The sequence below is a fragment of the Vibrio gallicus genome (assembly GCF_024346875.1).
Taxonomy (GTDB): Bacteria; Pseudomonadota; Gammaproteobacteria; order Enterobacterales; family Vibrionaceae; genus Vibrio; species Vibrio gallicus.
Map to the genome: position 1 here is coordinate 1,612,182 of NZ_AP024871.1, position 15,238 is coordinate 1,627,419.

A 15,238-nucleotide genomic window follows, 5' to 3' on the forward strand; every position below is an offset into this window, starting at 1 on the left:
ATGAAATTGCCCACTTATCAGGGAGGTAGTGTGGCTGTGTTCGAATTATTGAAAAAACATCAACGTCCACGAAATAAAAGTTCGACATCCTCGGTCGACTCTAATATGGAAAAACAACGTAAATACGAAGCGCTGGTGCGCGCCTACCATAAAGATCTTTTCCGCTACGGTTACTGGCTTTGCAAGGATAAAAGCATAGCCGAAGATCTGGTACAAGAAACCTGTCTTCGAGCATGGAAAGCGCTGGATTCATTGCAAGATGAAAAAGCAGCTAAGTCTTGGCTTATTACCATTTTGCGCCGTGAGAACGCGCGCAGGTTTGAACGTAAGCAACTCGAACTGGTTGATATCGACGACCCAGGCAATGAAGGCCAGGTCAACGATGACGGTTTCCATCAAAGAGAATGGTTGCAGGCTCAAATCATGCGCTTGGATATTGAATACCGTGAGCCGTTATTTTTACAGGTTATCGGAGGGTTTAGTGGTGAAGAAATTGGTGAAATTCTTGAGCTCAATAAAAATACGGTAATGACTCGCCTGTTTAGAGCTCGCAACCAACTCAAAGAACTACTCGACAACAATCAAGATACTCAGGGGATGCAAAATGGATGATCTAGAATTCCGCCGCCGCATCATGTCTGATCCCAAAGCTCGGGATAAAGAACTCATCGCGGCGATAACAGACAATAAAAATAACGCTAGATTTACTGATGATGTACTAAGCCTAGATGCCCGCATTGAACAAGCAATGCGTATTGATGCGCCAGATAATCTTGCAGACAAGATTATTTTCCAACAATCATCCGTTAAAAAAGCAACGAGACCAAGCTTAGTTAAACGCAGCTTTGCCCTAGCCGCATCGATTGCGTTTGCATTTGGCGTATTAATTGGGCAATTGAACTGGACCCCCAACATAGTCCCTCATGCGCATGCAAGTTTAGCCGATACGGCCATACAACATGTTATCGAAGAACGCCCGTTTACCGATAAACTCGATGAAGAAGTCAGTTCTCAGCAGATTAATGCCAAATTGACCCCTTTTACCTACAGGTTTACCGAAACATTCCCATACCATGTTTATTACTTAAACCATTGTAGCTTCGGTACAAGTCACGCGTTACATATGGAGTTCCAAGGTGAGAAAGGGAGAATAACCCTGTTTATTACCAACATCTCCGCTGAAAACCCGATCAACTTCAGTGAAAAAGGGATGACTGGGTCATTGATACCATTAGCTGACGCTTCGATGATATTAGTGGGGCAAAATGGCGAAAATGTAGAACAGATCGCTCAACGCCTATCACAGATTATAAAACCCCGCTAATATGCCAACAACTTCATATAAATCAGCCTCTTAACATGCCTTTTGTTAAGAGGTTCTCACTTTTTCTACCCATTTCATACCAAGCGTTGACTTAGAGTAGTAACTCTAAAAATACAGTTTTTGCCGACTTTTACGTTAAATAACGCTCAAAAAGTAACTTTTTGGCGAATTTTTCCAGTGGTCTGAGTTGTTTAAATTAGAATTACGAATAGTATCAGCCGACCTTAATAATAAATGCCCACATTTTTAGATGGGAATACAGGTTGATACGCTAGGAATTTTGGCGTAAATCATAAGGAAAAGTTAACATGAATAAGACGCGTGTATTTAAACGCTCACTACTGGCTGCAGCCGTAGTAGTAACGACCTCTCAAGCTCATGCTGCAGGTTTTCAACTTAACGCACAATCAGCTACCGGTATCGGTCGTGCATTTGCAGGTGACGCGGTAATCGCAGATAACGCGTCTTCAATGGCTCGTAACCCGGCGACAATGGCCCTTTTTGATAAAACTTCTTTGTCACTTGGTTTCGAAACCATTACTACTGATATCTCTGTTACAGATGCTAAAGCAGCTGGTGTTCAACCAATTCCTAATAGCGACTATGATGATATTGGTGGCACTTCCGTTGCGCCTAACATTCACTTAATCGTACCAATTAACGATAAGTTTGCATTTGGTGTAAATGCCTACTCAAACTTTGGTACAAGTACTGATTTCTCTGGTAGCGCGCTATACGACCAAAACGGTCCAGCAGCTTCATTTGGTGGCGAGACTGATATCAAGAGCATGAACCTCGGTCTAGCAGGTTCATATCGCCTGAATGAGCAGTGGAGCTTTGGTGCTGGCCTTGATATTATTTGGGGACAAGGAACAATACGCCGCGGTACTGCTGCACCAACGAACCAATTAATCGGTGATAACCTTATCAACGTAGAAGATGCGGATGGTTGGGCTGTTGGTTACAACGTAGGTACAGTTTATGAACTAGATGAGAATAACCGTTGGGGTCTATCTTACCGCCATAGCCCTCGCATCTCAGTTAAAGACGACTACGGTCAAGAGATCACCCTACCTCTACCAGATATGGCTGAATTCTCAGGTTATAACCGAATTAAAGATACCGCCTTTGCTGTTCACTACTCAGTGCAATGGATTGGTTGGAGCGCATTTGATGATATCGACTTTGCAAACCTAGATCCAAACAGATCAGGCATTGTTAAGGCGCAATCACTAGACCCAAGAATCACGACTCCAACAAGTTACAGCAAGCCTTACGCATGGCAAGATGGCTGGCACTTTGCTATCGGTGGTACTTGGTATGTAACTGATAAAATTGAACTACGTACCGGCTATATGCATGATACTAGTGCTCAAGATGAAATCACTTCAATCTCAGTACCTGATTCAGACCGTAACTGGATCTCAGGTGGTGCAACTTACCACTTCACTCCAGACTCATCTCTTGATTTTGGTATCACGTACCTAATCGGCTCTGATGAATCTGTTACAGAACTAGACCCAACCACTGGCGATACTGCATTAACTGCAACAACACGTGCAGATGCAATCCTAGTAGGTCTACAGTACAGCCAAAGCTTCTAATTAACTCTTAATTAGATTTATTGGTGAAAGGCGTTGAGTTTCGACTCAGCGCCTTTTTTGGGTTTGGGGGGAGAGATGTAGCAGTGTTGCAGTGTTGCAGTGTATCGATGATGCCACCCACAGGGCCACAGCACCATAGAACCGCTCCCCCCAGCATCTGTGATCTCTGGGGTTCAATTATAGTAAACAAACTAAATTACATATCGAGTATCTACAGATCCCCGCCTACGCGGGGACGACGAGATTGACGGTGTTGCGGTTTATCGGTGTTGCGATGATGCCACCCACAGAACCACAGGGCCACAGCACCATAGAACCGCTCCCCCTAAACCCTATTATCCCCACAGCTATACGCGATTATCTGACTGATCTGAGTAAAGCTGCGTCCGGATTGTTGTTGCCATTCACAAAATGCGTTGGTTGCGGCTAGGCGTGCTCTTTTGGTGTCTCTGCCACTATCTATGATGTTGTAGCTTCTTAGATAGCCTTCGACATCTGAAGACAAAATAAAGGTATCTACACCTAACTGTCGTAAAGCATACGGGCCAGTGTTACCGCCAAGACGCTTGCCATGCTTCTTTAAATAATCCCACAGTTCAGTAATTCGCTCAGCTGGCCAATTGGCCACCATCTCGGCAAAGGAGCCGTGTTCACGGCGAGCATTAATTATCATCTGCGCATTGGCTTGTATCGTCATCACCTTGGCAAAATGTCGGATGATTTTCGGGTCTTGCGCCTTTTTCTCCCACATTTCATCAGAGAGCATAAGCAATGATTCTGGCTTGAATCCAAAAAACAGCTCTTCAAAGTTAGGCCATTTTTTTCGTACTACAGACCATGATATGCCGCACTGAAATACCTTTTGGCTGAATTCAGCAAGCCATCTATCTTCGGAAATTTGGGCAATTTCATCGGCAAAAAGCGGAGTGGATAGACGACACTCTAACTGCTCATCTCCGCCTTTTCGCTGCGCTGCTATTGAATAAATATCTTGGAATTTTTCTAGTTTCATATATACCTCTATATTCACTAGTACGGTAACCAATTTCTTGTATTTAAAAAAGAAAATTTATCACTGCAACGCGCTATTAGCCGAGTATTCTAAGGATGAGCCTTAGTAGTCATCTAAATAATCATCCAGATAATCTTCTTCCTCTTCATCAACTTTCTCATTATCTGAAACCATCGCTTTATAATCACGTCTTTGTAAGAAAACGTCGCGACTCAATGAATACGAGTCTGGAGAGTTTGCTAGCTGCTCTTCTTGTGACACCAGCGCCGCGCGCCCTTCCATGCCCTCAAAGAACCACTTGCCAAGGCTTGCCCAGATATTAAGAAAAGACAGTGGCGGATAAAAATCATCAGCAAAGTCCCCTGCTTGTCTTAATGTCCATGGGCCATAAGCCGGAATCATAAAGTACCAACCATTACCGACTCCATAATAACCAAGCACATCACTGAAGGTACGCTCATCCATCTTAGCTATTCCCCCTTGAGAGGCGGCATCATACAGCCCTAGTACACCAAAGGTTGAGTTGATCCAAAAGCGATTAAAATGGTTGAGCGCCAATTGACCATTCCCCATAAGCAGGTCATTGAGCGCACTTGATGGCTCATCAAGGTGAGACAAGAAGTTACTGATCCCAGTGCGAATAAATACAGGGGTATAATCGACATAGCCAAGGGAGACCGGGCGAACCAGATAAGGGTCTAGGATTTCATAGTTGAAATCCCACATAGTGCGGTTGAATCCCTCAAAGGGATCATTGGGGTGTGATTCGTACTCATCAGAAGGAGCAGAGGCACAACCCACTAATAGTGAGGCCAAAAGTAGCCACAATATTTTCATAGCAGGAATATCCATCTCCTGTGGTAAAAATGCGGGCTCATAAAGACGAGCCCGCTGATTATCTAGTCTTAAAGCTAGTAACGCTGATTAATTTGAAGTGTAGCTTGCCCACCCTTAGGTGTCACTTTGCTTTCACCATACCAATCACCGTCACGAGTGCCCACGTTACCATCAGTATCTATACGTGCTCTAACGATAAATTGATCTAAAGAAGAGAGCTTTTGCCCTTCAATCATGCTGTTACCATCATCCATTACCACAGTGCGAGGGAATGAACCCAAACCGTAGCGAGCCGCGGCTATAGGCATTGGCGAGCCATCTGCGCGATGGATTGAAACGATAAGCGCAGCATCTTTAGGAAGCGTAATACCCTCAGCAACAGAAAGCTGTATAGTCACAGCGCCTGATGCAGCTGGCATCTGCTCACTCAAGGTTTCATCGCTAGATTGCCCCATTGCCTTTTGCGCATTGGCAATGCTGCGTCCGAGCATCTCATAGCGGTTATCATCAGGCCCAATCATTTGCTGCATACCACGCCAGTATTTAATAGCACCCGCATAATCTTGTTTCTCGTAGGCACTAAAAGCAAGTAACGAAAGCACGCGTACATCAACATAATTGCGTTGTAGCAGTGACTTTAGAATTCGCGTTGCTTGGTCGTGATCTACCTCATCAGGAGACATGGTTAATGCTTGCGCTAAACCTAACTGAATATCCGGGTCTTGAGGCTTGAGCTTACGCGCTCGTTCCATCGCACCAATAGCGGTTTGCACGTCGCGATTGGCTAAGCCAATACGACCTAACAATAACCATCCAGTCGCATCTTTAGAGTTGCGGTGTAAACTGGTGCGCAGTGCTAAGGTAAGGTCAGCCATTTCTTCATCTGACATACCCTCGCTGTTGGGATCCATGAGTTTTTTACTGAGCGTAGGTAAGTTCGCACTTACTTGCTGCCAATGAGCAACCTCTGAGATTGCACCGAACTTAGCGTAAAAGCCGTAGCTAATACCCACTAATAGTACCGCAGATACGATAGCTACCAGCCAAGGTGATTTCAAATGCTTCGCCGCCAACTCTTGCTGTTCAGGTATATCATCTAAAAGCGACTGCTTTAAATCAGTGATCAGCTCGTCTTTATTGGCAACGATGCCTTCATCATCTTCTACCTTCAGTTCAGCAACACGCTCTTTATAAATAGCTTTGTTAAGCTCGTCGCGTCTTTGTGCATCATTAGCGACCTTGTGTCGTGTTAATGGCACTACAATCAACAGCGCAGACACAAGGATAATAAGCAGAGTAACAATCCAAAACATTACCATTACTTGCTGTCTCCGTCTTTATCGTTTAGCAGTGAATTAAGTCGCTCTGTATCTGCCGAACTCAGCTGTTGAGCTTGTTTTTTATTTCGTTTGGTACGAGTAATCATTATGCTAAAACCAATCAGTACTACCAGCAGTGGTCCAAACCACAAGATTGCAGTACCTAAAGTAAATGGCGGCTGATAGGTCACAAAGTTTCCGTAACGCGCGACCATATAATCGACAATTTCTTGTCGTGATTTGCCTTCTTTGGTCATCTCATAGACCTTTTGACGCAGGTCTATAGCAAGCTCAGCATTGGAGTCACCAATGCTATTATTCTGACATTTAGGGCAACGCAGAGTTTGGTTTAACTCATGAAATTGGCGCTCTTGCTCTGGGGTATCAAATTGATGTATTTCTATCGCAGCATATGCAGAAACACTAAATAACATCGCTAAGGCAACTAACCATTTTTTCATGATTTCACCTCATCAAGCATCTGTTGATACATAGGTCCCAGCTTTTCTTGCCAGTTTCTCGGGTTCACATCACCCACATGACGATATTGAATAATGCCATTGGCATCGATCAAAAATGTCTCAGGCGCGCCGTATACCCCTAGGTCTAATCCAAACATACCACTACCGTCATAAAGGCTGGTCATATATGGATTACCCAACTCTTTGAGCCACTTTAGCGCTTTACCACGATCATCTTTATAGTTAAGACCAATAATCTTTACCCCCTGCTTCGACAGTTGATTAAGATATTGATGCTCAGCGCGACAGGTAGGACACCAGGTCGCCCACACATTAAGCAACAGTGGCTGCCCCTTAAATATCGCTTGATCGTGTTGCAAGTTTGGATCCTCCAAATCTTGCAGTACAAAGCTAGGCACATGTTTGCCCACTAATACCGATTCAAGCTTAGTTGGATCATCGCCACCCGCATTATTGACCAACTGGATTGCAAACGCAGTGGCCAATGCCAGAAACAACACCAAAGGTATAAATAATACTTTCTTATTCATTATGACTCCTTGGATACGGCTTTATTACGGAAGCGGTAACGTCGATCACTAATCGCGATTGCGCCACCTAATGTCATTAACAAACTGCCCGCCCAGATCCAGCGTACAAACGGTTTGTAGTAAATACGCACCGCCCATGACACACCATCATCAAGCTTCTCACCCATCGCAATATAGAGATCACGAGTGACGCCCGCATCAATAGCGGCTTCAGTCATCATCGAACGCTGGGTAGTATAGAAACGTTTTTCAGCATGTAACGTATTGATCAATCGACCATTTTTAATGATATCGAAATCAGCGATGTAGCCGTCATAGTTCGGTCCATCGTTGTCTCTAACCTTATCAAAATGGAAGCTATAACCCTGAACCTCAAAGCTCTCGCCTGGGGCTAAACGCACATCATGTTCAATACTATAGGTTTGAACCATTGCGATACCGATAACGGTAACAGCAAGTCCGATATGCGCGCACATCATTGCCCAGTGGCTCTTATGTATCTTAGTTAAGCCTTTGAAAAAACTGTGGCGATGAGTTGCACGTTGAAAGACCTCATACTTATGCAAAGTGACAATCCAGATAGCCATCACCCAACCAAGGTATGCCATACCACTAAAGTGGTCACTGAGCAGGTATACCATCAAAGCACCCAGTAGCAGCGAGATAACGCCAGCACCCAGTAGAGGTTTAACTAAGCTTTGCAGGTCATCGCGCTTCCAACGCAGCAATGGACCGATACCCAATACAAAGGCAAATGGAATCATCAACCAAGTAAACAGCATATTAAAGAAAGGTGCGCCAATCGAAACTGACCCTAGGCCAATCTGCTTGTGAACTAATGGAAGAAGTGTTCCTACCAACACCACAGCCAAGGCCGCCATCAATAAGATGTTGTTAGATAATAAGGCATTTTCTCGTGAGATCAGGCTAAAGTTACCGCGTACTCGAACCGACTGTCCCTTAAGGGCGAACAGCAATAGAGAGCCGCCAATCACAAACACCAAGAATGCTAAAATAAACATGCCACGAGACGGGTCTGAAGCAAATGCATGCACAGAAACCAAGATCCCAGAACGAACCAGGAAGGTACCTAATAGGCTGAGTGAAAACGCCAAAATTGCAAGCAATACCGTCCATGCTTTAAAGGTGCCGCGTTTTTCGGTTACTGACAATGAGTGCATCAAGGCTGTACCTGCAAGCCAAGGCATAAAGGATGCATTTTCAACTGGATCCCAGAACCACCAGCCGCCCCAGCCAAGCTCATAGTAAGCCCACCAAGAACCTAGAGCGATACCTAGCGTTAGGAAAGACCACGCTGCGATAGTCCAAGGGCGAGACCAGCGCGCCCATGCCGTATCTAAGCGTCCAGTCATCAGCGATGCGATAGCAAACGCGAACGCAACCGAAAATCCAACATATCCCATGTAGAGCATAGGTGGATGAACAATCAAACCGGGGTCTTGCAATAGTGGGTTAAGGTCTCGACCATCAACCGGGAAATAAGGGAGTGTACGTAAGAACGGGTTTGAAGTAACAATGATGAACAGTAAAAAGCCTACTGTAATCATACCCATTACCGCCAACACGCGCGCCACTGACTCTTGAGGCATTCCGCGACTAAAGCTTGCTACTGCAACCGTCCAACCCGCTTGGATAAACACCCATAATAACAGTGACCCTTCATGAGCCCCCCAAACCGCGGTAATTCGATAGTACCAAGGCAGTGCAGAGTTGGAGTTACTTGCTACATAAGTAAGAGTGAAGTCATTAATATAAAATGAGTAGCAAAGTATATAGAACGAAACACCTAATAATAGAAACATCCCCCACGACAGCGGTCGTGCGGTATTCATTAATAAGCCGTTATTATTACTCGCACCCCACAACGGCAGAACGCTCAATAGAACCGCCATCGCTAGGGATGCGATTAAGGCAAAATGCCCAATCTCAGCAATCATTGTGCACTTCCTTGCTTTTGAGCATCTGTATATTGAAGAGGCTCGTGAACACCCTTCATCGCTTCTGCAACTTCTGGCGGCATATACTCTTCATCGTGTTTAGCCAACACTTCAAACGCCTTAACCTTAGTTGCGCTCACCAATACACCTTGCGCTACAATCCCTTGCCCCTCGCGGAACAAGTCTGGAAGAATACCATCGTATTCAACGGTCACAGCAGGACCGATATCTGCAACATCAAACGAGACCTTTAATGATTGCTGATCACGGTGAACAGTGCCAGCAACAACCATACCCCCGATACGCAAGCGTTGACCAACTTCAGGTTTATCACCGCTACCAGCCTTACCATTAACTATCTCTGTAGGCGTATAAAACAGGTCCATATTCTGATTCAATGCATATAGCATCAAACCAACGGTTGCACCTATGCCTAGCACCAGTGCTAACACCAAACCTAATCGTTTTTTACGTCTTGGATTCATAAGGTATTCTCCACATCTCTGGCCGCATCAACTCTTGCCTGTCGATCCATTTTATTACGTACTTCTTTTAATATTGCAGTGTGACTGCGTTGACTGAAAACAAACAAAAATGCCATCACACCGAAGGTAATGCCAAACGCACTCCAAACGTAACCAGCATATCCGCCCATAGCTAAAAAATCTGAAAAAGAGTCAAAGTGCATACTCATCCCCGTTTAAATGTAGTGGTTGCTAATTTTTGTACCCAAGGTCTGTGCCCTTCTTTTTGTAAGATGGCATTTCTGAAGCGTGTAAGCATCACTGAGCCAAAGAAGAACGCAAAGCCAAAGATATTCAATAGCAGAGGCCACAACATATCGTTTGAAATTGAAGGCTTGTCAAATTTAGTAATGGTTGCTCCCTGATGAAGCGTATTCCACCACTCAACTGAAAAGTGAATGATTGGTAGGTTAATCACCCCGACTACCGCCAAAATACCCGCCGCTTTAGCCGCAGTTTTTTGGTCATCAAAGGCGTGATAAAGGGCTATAACCCCCAAATATAAAAACAGTAGCACCAACTCGGAAGTAAGGCGTGCATCCCAAACCCACCAAGCTCCCCACATAGGTTTACCCCAAACTGCGCCCGTCATCAGTGCAATAAAGGTAAAGACAGCACCGATAGGAGCCATAGCTGCCGCCGCGATGTTAGCAAGGCGTACCTGCCACACGAGACCGATAAACGCTGCAATCGCCATCGACATATAAACACCCATAGACCAAATTGCAGATGGCACATGAATGTAAATAATTCGGAAGCTATCACCTTGCTGATAATCAGCAGGTGCATATGCCAATCCCCACACAGTGCCTAGGCTCAAACACAGTAATGCTAAAACGGTAAACCAGGGCTGCAATGTCCCACATAAGTTGTAGGTTATTTCTGGTTTAGAATAAGGGTGTAACCACTTCCACATGATTGAATATTCTCTCGTAATTCGAAAAAGTTAATTTACTGACACCCGCAACGCGGCGCTTGTTGCGAAGGGGCTTAGGGTCAATGAACCAGCAAGCATTGCGCCTAAAATCGCCAATTGCCCACTATAGTCAACACCTAAACCAGCCGCATCAATGGCTGACGTCGCAAATATTAATACAGGTATATACAAAGGTAAGATCAATAAACTCAACAACACCCCACCTTTTTGTAGCCCCACAGTTAAGGCCACGCCAATTGCCCCCAGAAAGCTCAAGGTTGGCGTGCCTAGCAATAACGTCACCAATACCGCAAGCCAGCTATTGAAATCTAGGCTCAACAGAATTGCCAGCAACGGACTGATCAAAATAAGAGGTAGACCGGTAAGTAACCAATGGGCAATGACCTTAGAGATAACCACCAAAGGCAATGGAATAGGCATTAACATCAACTGCTCTAATGCACCATCTTGGTAATCATCTCGAAATAGGCGCTCTAGGGATAGCATGGCCGAAAGCAGTGCTGCCACCCAGACGATACCGGGCGCAATACGCATCAAAAGATTTGGCTCAGGGCCAATACCTAAAGGAAACAAGGTAATAACTATGATAAAAAACCATAGCGGATTGAATACATCAGCACGGCGGCGAAATGCAATCAGCAATTCACGACGGATGATAGCTAACATATTATTTAGCATAATTAATACCCGAGCCTTATCTTTTTGAGCCTATCAGAGCTGCTGAACATATCCTGGTGCGTAGTCAATAAAACCATCCCACCTTGCTCAGTATGCTGTAAGAAAAGCTGCTCTAATACCGATACCCCCTGCTTATCAATAGCAGTCAAAGGTTCATCCAAAATCCAAAGTGGGTGCTTACTAAGCCATAGCCTTGCCAACGCAACACGGCGCTGTTGCCCTGCCGATAGCTGAGCAACAGGTACGTCTTCTCGCCCAGCAAGCCCGACCTTAGTGAGCGCTTGCCATATCTGTTGCTCTGGAAAATACTGGTTGGTCATTTGCAGATAAAATGAAAGGTTTTCAAAGGCGTTGAGGTCTCTTTTCACCCCAGTTTGATGCCCTAAAAACAACAGGTCTTGATGGAATGCATCGCGCTCGCTAAAGATAGACTCTCCGTTCCATTCAATGGAACCAGACTCTTTATCCCCCAGGCCCGCAATAATACGCAATAAGGTTGTTTTGCCCGTGCCATTGCGACCTTCAACCTGAATCAAGTCACCAGCCTTAACACAGAAAGATAGGTTTTCGAACAGTACACGCTCATCACGGATTGCAGTTAATTCATTTATTTGCAGCATGGCCTACGGACATCTAACACAACGGCTTGAGATAATATCATAAGCTAATAATACGACCTTATCTAAACGGTCAATTAGTAGGCGTTCATTCACACAATTCACAACAATCTAGCCACTATTTGAGTTAGGTTCACTTCTGGTGATAAAAAATTTGCATAGTGGCGGTTGATAGTCTCAATCTACAAGCCCTACTGTCATTCTATAATCCCGTTGATTTACGTTAGCCAATGCCTGACTTATCCACTCACAAAACGGATGGGTTCGGTTATCAAGCTGCCAACTGAGTACTAAACCTTTACTTACCTTAGGAAGAAAACGAGTGTTCAATACCACTAAGTTGTCATATTGAGAAAGGAGTTCTAAGGAAGTTTTAGGTACGCACGCTATGCTCGAATTCGACTCACACATCTGAAACAGGGTTGGGATATCATCCATCCACCATACGGACACAAAATCGGTTATCGCTTTTAGCTCGTCCGATTGAAACTGAGGCGGTATCAGGTAACGATAGGTACTCATCTCAAACAACTCTAGTGCACCGTTAATGCGTATCGAATTGTCTTTGTGGGCAATCCATACATTTTCAGCCACACCGATGTTTTCGGTATAAAACTCAGATGCAGATACAAATTCACACCGTCCACCAATCACGATATCGAGCTGGTGTTGTTGTAACAGTTGATGTAGCGCCATACTGTCACGATAAATCAGATACAGCTCTACCGAGGGAAATGTCGCCTCAAAGTCCTGTATCAAACGAGTGATATTTGTTGGACACAGCAAAGGGTCAATTCCCAATTTTAGCTGCTGTTTTTGATTATGTTTCAGCTGCTGCGCTTGTTGCATGAACCTAGCGTGCTGCGCTTTTACCATACGCCCCTGCTTCAATAATGCTGCACCATTGTCGTTGAGGGATATAAAGCGGCCATTGCGAGTAAATAGTTCATACCCTAAGTCAATTTCTAGATTATGAATCAATTGACTGATAGCCGACTGGCTTTTCCCCAGTTTTTTGGCTGCAATACTAAAAGAGCCATTTTCAGCGGCTAAAATGAAGGCTTCAATCGCGTCAATCATTATTATTTTTCACCTAAGATAAACTCCCCATTTTCAAAAATAAATAACAGCATAGATAATTATATTTATTCTAATAATGGATAATTATTTATGTAAAAAAAATATTTAATTCTAACCTGTGTAATCAAGCCAAGCTTAAGTTAGCGTTATACCTATCTTTATTTTAAATATCCATTACACAAATGTTATCCCTATCAATTATTTGCACAAGATCTTGATAACAGAGATATAAAAACAACGATTGATATTAATTTCGTAATACAAGCGGTAATTACTTATCCGGGCAGTTATTTCCTAACCAGAACTGTGGCCGCATAATCTCTTGTTCTTGGTGTATATAAAAATTATTATCGACTCGGATATGTACTTTATACGCAATCGACACGATTGATAACAGAGCCAACAAACAGATCATGCCATGTAACCATTTGTATTTATCAGTAGTCTTTTGGAGCGCATTTCGCCCACAAAACCACCCAGTAAATAGAGAAGCCATTAGCAGGCTAAACGGCGAGTCTAATACACTCGAAACTAGGCTATAAGCCAAACCAGATAACAAACTCAAACCAATGATCCGATAGCGATAGCTTCTTTCAACCCACACCTGTTTTAACAAGATCAAACACAGCGCAACAAAACACAGTGCAGGAATCATTCCCCACTTGAGAAGTATTTGTAATATCGAGTTATGGGGGCGGATAAAATTCTCAGAGGTGCACACAAAGCCATCACTCCCCAATCCCCAAAACTGCGACATCTGGATTGAATAACGCCACAACGCCAATCGCCCACTCGAGTCATCTCGCATATCCATGAGTGAACGGCTAAACTCGCCATGCGCAAGATAGCCAGGTAGCGGTGACAGCAACACAAACGACACCACAAACCCGAGTAAAATGCAGCTTATAGCCAGCTTTAAAATCTGTTTGCGGTGCCTGTTATCTATTAATGCCCATAATGCAATTCCTCCAAGGGAGGCAATAGCCAACCCTCTAGCATCAAGGGCAAACATCAGCGCAAAGTTCAAAATAGGAATTACACAACTGATTCTATGCTTAGAAATAAGCGCGATATATAAGGCAGGGATCACCAGCCAGACCTGAACCTGATTTAAAAATCGCGGATTGGCATAGCTCAAGATAGTAAAGATTGAGCTTCCATCCCCCGCAAAATTAGACACAGTAAAGCCGACAAACACCGACAAAAAGCAGAATATAATGATCCCAGAGAACGCCTTAAAGGTGTCATAGCGCGGTTTTTCTAATGAGAACAGCAAGGTCAGTATTAATAAGCCGCAATAGTAGAAGTAAAGGGGTAACGCTTTGTCGGGAAATAGGCCAAGCAGATCAGCGGCAAATGCTAAGCTAAAGAAAACAGCTAACAAGCCTTGCATAACCGGGTTGATACCGGCAATGCGCCCAACCACGCGCTGGCGCACACTAGAGGCTATCAACACCCAAACACAGCCAGCGACAATCAACCCACATAGCAGCAATCGCTTACTGTCGTAAACTAAGACTGGCTCATCGGGCAGCACATACAGATTAAAGCTAAACAGCATAATACTGAGTAGCGTCAACAAACTTAGGGGATTGGCAGTTGCGGTGTTCATATAGAGAAAAAGTGAGAAAGCCCAGTTACTTATATACTAATTGCATAGCGACTGGGCAACTATAATCCACGATTTAGTTAAGCAATGTGAACTAGGTAGGATCTGCCAGTTTAATTTCCACTCTTCGATTGGCCGCCCGGCCTTGCGCAGTACTGTTATCTTGAAGCGGCTGCTCCAATCCACGTGAGTGAGGTGCTAACACCTCTTTCGCCACTCCCGCTTCAACTAGATACACCTTACTGGCCTGCGCCCTATGTTGTCCAAGATGGTGGTTATAATCTTTACCGCCCAGCGCATCGGTATGACCAACAACATCTAGATTAGGTACACTGTGAAGGGACGACATCCTCTGAGCTAGAGTCTGTAATGTAAGCTTAGAGGTTTGGGTAAGCTCGCTCTTATCAAAGTTAAAATAAACGCGCGCCACTACCCCATCGGAGTCCACTTCGAGTACATCTTGCTTACTCAAATATTCTAAGCAGTCATCACCAAGATCAATGCCACTCGTCACCAACTGAGATTTCTGTGGCTCAGTTAATGACGGTTGTATCTGGTAGTGCTGAGCTCGGCTATTAGCAACCCCATTCGCCTGTCCAATGCTCACCGAGTGCTTTATCAACATATGCTGTGAAGAGCACAGCTGTTCGATATTAGCATTGATATCTGCACCAACTGCCATCGACGACAACACACAACCTAGCATGCCGATAACTAATCTCATAAC

At 44.4% G+C, this 15,238-nt stretch carries 17 protein-coding genes; 3 read left to right on the forward strand and 14 right to left on the reverse strand.

Features of this window, described 5'->3' with window-relative positions; translation table 11 throughout:
• From OCU28_RS07410 to OCU28_RS07420, 3 genes are all read left to right on the forward strand, one after another.
• Positions 1–612 (forward strand): sigma-70 family RNA polymerase sigma factor, encoded by a 612-nt coding sequence (locus OCU28_RS07410; protein ID WP_390623764.1) that lies wholly within the window; start codon positions 1–3, stop codon positions 610–612.
• Positions 605–1,324, forward strand: coding sequence for a DUF3379 domain-containing protein (locus tag OCU28_RS07415; RefSeq protein WP_261815575.1), 720 nt, complete (start codon positions 605–607; stop codon positions 1,322–1,324). The genes OCU28_RS07410 and OCU28_RS07415 overlap by 8 nt, the downstream gene beginning before the upstream one ends.
• Positions 1,325–1,632: 308 nt before the next feature.
• On the forward strand, positions 1,633–2,928 hold the full coding sequence (locus OCU28_RS07420) for an outer membrane protein transport protein (protein WP_261815576.1): 1,296 nt from the start codon (positions 1,633–1,635) through the stop codon (positions 2,926–2,928).
• A gap of 325 nt (positions 2,929–3,253) precedes the next feature.
• Here the strand turns inward: OCU28_RS07420 and OCU28_RS07425 are convergent, their stop codons facing one another.
• The 14 genes from OCU28_RS07425 to OCU28_RS07490 all read right to left on the reverse strand — a co-directional run bounded on the left by OCU28_RS07425 (position 3,254) and on the right by OCU28_RS07490 (position 15,235).
• On the reverse strand, positions 3,254–3,940 hold the full coding sequence (locus OCU28_RS07425; protein WP_261815577.1) for a DNA-3-methyladenine glycosylase I: 687 nt from the start codon (positions 3,938–3,940) through the stop codon (positions 3,254–3,256).
• Positions 3,941–4,042: 102 nt separating this feature from the next.
• Positions 4,043–4,777 (reverse strand): MlaA family lipoprotein, encoded by a 735-nt coding sequence (locus OCU28_RS07430; RefSeq protein ID WP_390623765.1) that lies wholly within the window; start codon positions 4,775–4,777, stop codon positions 4,043–4,045.
• Positions 4,778–4,851: 74 nt separating this feature from the next.
• Entirely contained in the window at positions 4,852–6,096 is a 1,245-nt protein-coding gene (ccmI, locus tag OCU28_RS07435; RefSeq protein WP_261815579.1) for a c-type cytochrome biogenesis protein CcmI, read from the reverse strand.
• Positions 6,096–6,557, reverse strand: coding sequence for a cytochrome c-type biogenesis protein (locus tag OCU28_RS07440; RefSeq protein ID WP_261815580.1), 462 nt, complete (start codon positions 6,555–6,557; stop codon positions 6,096–6,098). The genes ccmI and OCU28_RS07440 overlap by 1 nt, the downstream gene beginning before the upstream one ends.
• On the reverse strand, positions 6,554–7,108 hold the full coding sequence (locus OCU28_RS07445; RefSeq protein WP_261815581.1) for a DsbE family thiol:disulfide interchange protein: 555 nt from the start codon (positions 7,106–7,108) through the stop codon (positions 6,554–6,556). The genes OCU28_RS07440 and OCU28_RS07445 overlap by 4 nt, the downstream gene beginning before the upstream one ends.
• Positions 7,108–9,066: a heme lyase CcmF/NrfE family subunit gene (locus OCU28_RS07450; RefSeq protein ID WP_261815582.1), complete on the reverse strand. Its 1,959-nt coding sequence runs from the start codon at positions 9,064–9,066 to the stop codon at positions 7,108–7,110. The genes OCU28_RS07445 and OCU28_RS07450 overlap by 1 nt, the downstream gene beginning before the upstream one ends.
• Positions 9,063–9,551, reverse strand: coding sequence for a cytochrome c maturation protein CcmE (ccmE, locus tag OCU28_RS07455; protein ID WP_261815583.1), 489 nt, complete (start codon positions 9,549–9,551; stop codon positions 9,063–9,065). The genes OCU28_RS07450 and ccmE overlap by 4 nt, the downstream gene beginning before the upstream one ends.
• The gene (gene ccmD, locus OCU28_RS07460; RefSeq protein ID WP_261815584.1) at positions 9,548–9,754 is read right to left on the reverse strand and encodes a heme exporter protein CcmD; all 207 of its coding nucleotides are present in this window, start codon (positions 9,752–9,754) and stop codon (positions 9,548–9,550) included. The genes ccmE and ccmD overlap by 4 nt, the downstream gene beginning before the upstream one ends.
• A gap of 2 nt (positions 9,755–9,756) precedes the next feature.
• Positions 9,757–10,506, reverse strand: coding sequence for a heme ABC transporter permease (locus OCU28_RS07465; protein WP_261815585.1), 750 nt, complete (start codon positions 10,504–10,506; stop codon positions 9,757–9,759).
• Between the two features lie 30 nt (positions 10,507–10,536).
• Positions 10,537–11,205 carry a heme exporter protein CcmB gene (gene ccmB, locus OCU28_RS07470; protein ID WP_261815586.1) on the reverse strand — a complete coding sequence of 223 codons (669 nt, stop codon included), beginning with the start codon at positions 11,203–11,205 and terminating at the stop codon, positions 10,537–10,539.
• 2 nt (positions 11,206–11,207) lie between these two features.
• Positions 11,208–11,825 (reverse strand): cytochrome c biogenesis heme-transporting ATPase CcmA, encoded by a 618-nt coding sequence (ccmA, locus tag OCU28_RS07475; RefSeq protein ID WP_261815587.1) that lies wholly within the window; start codon positions 11,823–11,825, stop codon positions 11,208–11,210.
• A gap of 174 nt (positions 11,826–11,999) precedes the next feature.
• Positions 12,000–12,902 carry a LysR family transcriptional regulator gene (locus tag OCU28_RS07480; RefSeq protein ID WP_261815588.1) on the reverse strand — a complete coding sequence of 301 codons (903 nt, stop codon included), beginning with the start codon at positions 12,900–12,902 and terminating at the stop codon, positions 12,000–12,002.
• Between the two features lie 271 nt (positions 12,903–13,173).
• Positions 13,174–14,514 carry an O-antigen ligase family protein gene (locus OCU28_RS07485; protein ID WP_261815589.1) on the reverse strand — a complete coding sequence of 447 codons (1,341 nt, stop codon included), beginning with the start codon at positions 14,512–14,514 and terminating at the stop codon, positions 13,174–13,176.
• A gap of 91 nt (positions 14,515–14,605) precedes the next feature.
• Positions 14,606–15,235 carry an OmpA family protein gene (locus OCU28_RS07490; RefSeq protein ID WP_261815590.1) on the reverse strand — a complete coding sequence of 210 codons (630 nt, stop codon included), beginning with the start codon at positions 15,233–15,235 and terminating at the stop codon, positions 14,606–14,608.
• Positions 15,236–15,238 lie beyond the last annotated feature (3 nt).